This window comes from Haloparvum sedimenti, assembly GCF_001462205.1.
GTDB classification, from domain to species: Archaea; Halobacteriota; Halobacteria; order Halobacteriales; family Haloferacaceae; genus Haloparvum; species Haloparvum sedimenti.
In genome coordinates this window covers 50166-53891 of sequence record NZ_LKIR01000089.1, presented here as the reverse complement: position 1 = coordinate 53891, position 3726 = coordinate 50166, and the positions used below count along the sequence as shown (strand labels likewise).

General features: G+C 71.4%; 3 protein-coding genes. 2 read left to right on the top strand and 1 reads right to left on the bottom strand.

The window, feature by feature from the left end; genetic code table 11:
* Together AN233_RS05735 and AN233_RS05730 are read left to right on the top strand one after the other, a co-directional pair.
* Positions 1–1907: TRAP transporter permease (locus AN233_RS05735; protein WP_218055058.1), on the top strand; the 1907-nt coding region annotated here is incomplete at its 5' end.
* Between the two features lie 405 nt (positions 1908–2312).
* Positions 2313–2828, top strand: coding sequence for a DUF7523 family protein (locus AN233_RS05730; RefSeq protein ID WP_058365868.1), 516 nt, complete (start codon positions 2313–2315; stop codon positions 2826–2828).
* 34 nt (positions 2829–2862) lie between these two features.
* Here the strand turns inward: AN233_RS05730 and AN233_RS05725 are convergent.
* Positions 2863–3726: ABC transporter ATP-binding protein (locus AN233_RS05725; RefSeq protein ID WP_125919986.1), on the bottom strand; the 864-nt coding region annotated here is incomplete at its 5' end.

Here is a 3726-nt window from a genome sequence, read left to right as displayed (position 1 = left end):
ACATCCCGCGCGGGCTTCCCCTCGTGGGCATCTTCGCCATCCCGGAGCTGGCGCTGTCGAGCATCCTGCGGGACCTCTGGTTCACGGACCAGGGCGTGTTCGGCATCCCCGTCTCCGTCTCCGTGCGGTTCATCTACATCTTCATCCTCTTCGGGGCGTTCCTGGAGACCTCCGGCGCGGGCAAGTGGTTCATCGACTTCGCGTACGCGCTGACGGGCGCGCGCCGCGGCGGCCCCGCGAAGGCCTCCGTCGTCGCCTCCGGCTTCATGGGGATGCTCTCCGGCTCGTCCATCGCCAACACGGTGACGACCGGCGCGTTCACCATCCCGCTGATGAAGCGCTCGGGCTACTCGCCGGAGTTCGCGGGCGCGGTCGAGTCGTCGGCCTCCTCCGGCGGCCAGATCCTGCCGCCGGTGATGGGCGCGGCCGCGTTCCTCATCGTCGAGTACACCGGGACGCCCTACAACGACGTGATCGTCGCCGCGGCGGTGCCCGCCATCGCCTTCTTCTTCGGGATGTGGATCATGGTCCACCTCGAGGCCGCGCGCCACGACATCGGCGGGCTGGAGCGCGAGGACCTCCCGCGGGTCCGGTCGCTGATCGCCCGCGGCTGGTTCTACCTCGTCCCCATCGGCCTGTTGCTGTACTTCCTCGTGATCGTCCGGCTCTCGGTAGGGCGGTCCGGCTGGTACACGATCCTCGCGATAATCGCGCTGATCACCTTCGTCGCGGCGTACAACCGCCGGAACCGGCCGTGGCTCGTCGGCGGCGTCGCGGCCGCGTTCCTCGCGCAGACGGCCGCGTACGCGACCACGGGCGTGAGCGTCTCGGCGCTGGTCGGCGGCGAGTCGGCCGCCGCGCTCGCCCCGGTCGCCGCGCTAGAGGCCGCCGCGGGGTCGCTCGGGCCGATAACGGTCCTCGTCTCCATGGCGATCCTCCTGCTCCGGCCCGCGAGCGAGTCGGCGCTACTGGAGCTGGACGAGTCGGTCGACGACAACGCCGAGACGGTCGCCGAGGCGGTCGGGCGTCCCGCGCTCGCGGACAATCAGGCCTACCGCATGGGCGCGTTCGTCGTCACCTCGATGGAGTCGGGCGCGCGGACGGCGACCACCGTGGTCGTCGCCGTCGCGGCCGCGGGCGTCATCCCTGGCGTCATCAGCGTCTCGGGACTCGGCCCGAACCTCACGTCGCTGATCACGACGCTCTCGGGCGGGTCGCTGATCCTGCTCCTGATCATCGCCGGGATCTCGGCGCTCATTCTGGGACTCGGCATGCCGACGACGGTGATGTACATCCTGCTGATCGCGACGCTCGGGAGCGCGCTGGAGGGGCTGGGCATCCCGCTTTTAGCGGCGCACCTGTTCGTGCTCTACTTCGGGCTGATGGCCGACGTGACGCCGCCGGTCGCCGTGGCCGCCTACGCCGCCGCGGGCGTCGCGAAGGCCGACGAGTGGGCGACCGGGAAGATCGCCTTCCTGCTGTCGCTGAACAAGGTGCTCGTCCCCTTCGCGTTCGTGCTCTCACCCGGAATCCTGCTCCTGCGTCGGGGTGAGGAGGGGATCCGCGTCATCGGCGTCTCGGACGTGCTCGACGTCGGCTTCTTCGTCCCCGAGGTGGTGATCCCCATCGTCGGGATGTTCGCCGGCGTGTGGGCGCTCAGCGTCACCATCATCGGCTACCTCGACGACGAAGTTCCGACCGGCGCCCGCGTCGGCTTCGGCGTCGTCTCGGTGCTGCTCATGGCGCCGGCGCTCCTGTTGACGCCCGCCGGCACCCTCGCCGGACTGGCGGGTCTCGACGTGGCCCTCTACACGGTGACGACGGACGTGGCGACGCGCGCCGTCGGCGCCGCCGGCCTCGTGGCGCTGGTCGCGACGACGCGCGAGTCCGGCCTGCTCGCGCGATAGGCGGGGGGACAGTCACTCCCGAAGCGATTCGGCCATCCCTCGCCTTTCACCGACGCTCGAGGTGGTGCTTTTGGACTCCGAGCCCTGGCGTTGGGATGCCGATGCGCTCGCGGTGCCGTGCTGTCGGCGCGCGCGAGAAACGCGCGCGAGGGAGCCTACGGAGACGGCCGCGCCGCGGTGCGGTGCCGTCCGCGCGGCCGTCTCCGTGGCGAGGGTGGGGAGGGGTGAGGCGGCGGTGCGGTCGCCGTGCTGTGCGGGGCTTTCTGGACGTTGCTGTTCCAAGCAGCAGGATCGACAGCAGACGCATCGCCGCGTCAAAACTTGCGCTCGGAGTAGGGGACCGAGAGAACCGCCGACACGTACGGCGGCGAAACGACCAAGAGCTATCCCGCCGAGTCTCCGCGCATGTCGCTCGCAGCCGAGACGCGCGAGGCCGCTCGCGCGCGACCGTTCCTGACCGCGGCGCTGCGCGCGGGTGTCGTCAACTACACCGCCGCCGCGGAGTGGCTGGTCGCGGGCGCCGCCCTGGAGGGCGAACCCGAGGCGGTCGCGACCGCGCTCCGTCGGTTCGCGGAGGACTTACCCGCGCGCTCGGTCGAGGGCCGACGCGCGAGCGTCTCGATGCACGGCGGCGTGGGGATCGAGGAAGAGCCGGACGCGGCCGAGAGCGGGACCGCCCCAGTCCTGCGCGTGGGCGCCGCCGCAGTGGTCGAGGACGGCGACCACACCGCCATCGTCGCGCGCGGCGAGGTGGACGCGCCCGCGCTCGCCGCGGTGCTGACTCGACTCGGGACCGCCGAGGTCCCGGTCGCGGCCGCGGGCGTCGCCGCCGAGGCGCTGACGGTCGTGGTCGGCCGCCGCGACGGCGCGACCGCGGTGCGACTGGTGGAGGAGGCGCTGGAGCGCGTGCCGAGCGAGTAGGGCCACCTCCGTCCTCGACCGAGAGGGGGCCGACTCAGTCGTCGTTCCCGTACCCGCGGTCGACGTGCCGCTCGCGGGCCTTCTCGACGAACTCCTCGGGGAGTCCCTCGATCTCGCCGGCCTGTACGCCCCAGAGTTTGGCGTAGAGGCCGTCCGCGTCGATCAGGTCCTCGTGCGTGCCGTGCTCGACGACCGCGCCGTCCTCCATCACGAGGATGGTGTCCGCGTCGCGGATCGTCGAGAGGCGGTGCGCGATGGCGAAGGTCGTGCGCTCCTCGGAGAGGCGGTCCAGCGAGCGCTGGATCAGCATCTCCGTCTCCGTGTCGACCGCGGAGGTCGCCTCGTCGAGCACGAGGATGGCGGGGTCCTGCAACACGGTGCGCGCGATGGCGATGCGCTGGCGCTGGCCGCCGGAGAGCTTCACGCCGCGCTCGCCGATCCGGGTGTCGTACCCCTCCGGGAGCGCGTCGATGAAGGCGTGCGCCTCTGCTGCCTTCGCCGCCTCGATCACCCGCTCGCGGAGTTCCTCGCTCTCCACGTCGTGGTCGACGCCCGCGAACCGGCCGTACCTGATGTTCTCGGCGATGGTGCCGTCGAAGAGGTAGGTGTCCTGCGAGACGTAGCCCACCGAGGAGCGGAGGCTCTCCAGCGTCACGTCCCGGATGTCGTGGCCGTCGACCCTGATCTCGCCCTCGGTCACGTCGTAGAGCCGGAGCAGGAGTTTGAGGAGTGTGGACTTGCCCGCGCCGGTGGGGCCGACGAGCGCGACCGTCTCGCCCGGCTCCGCCTCGAAGGAGACGCCGTCGACCACGTACTCGTCGGCGTCCGCGGGGTCTTCGAGGGGGGTCTCGGTGTAGCCGAAGGAGACGTCGTCGTACGCGACGCGCCCCGCGACTTC

What these genes read in the sequence shown, in the direction of transcription:
- AN233_RS05730 (WP_058365868.1), top strand. Translation starts at nt 2,313, where the DNA reads ATGTCGCTCGCAGCCGAGACGCGCGAGGCCGCTCGCGCGCGACCGTTC.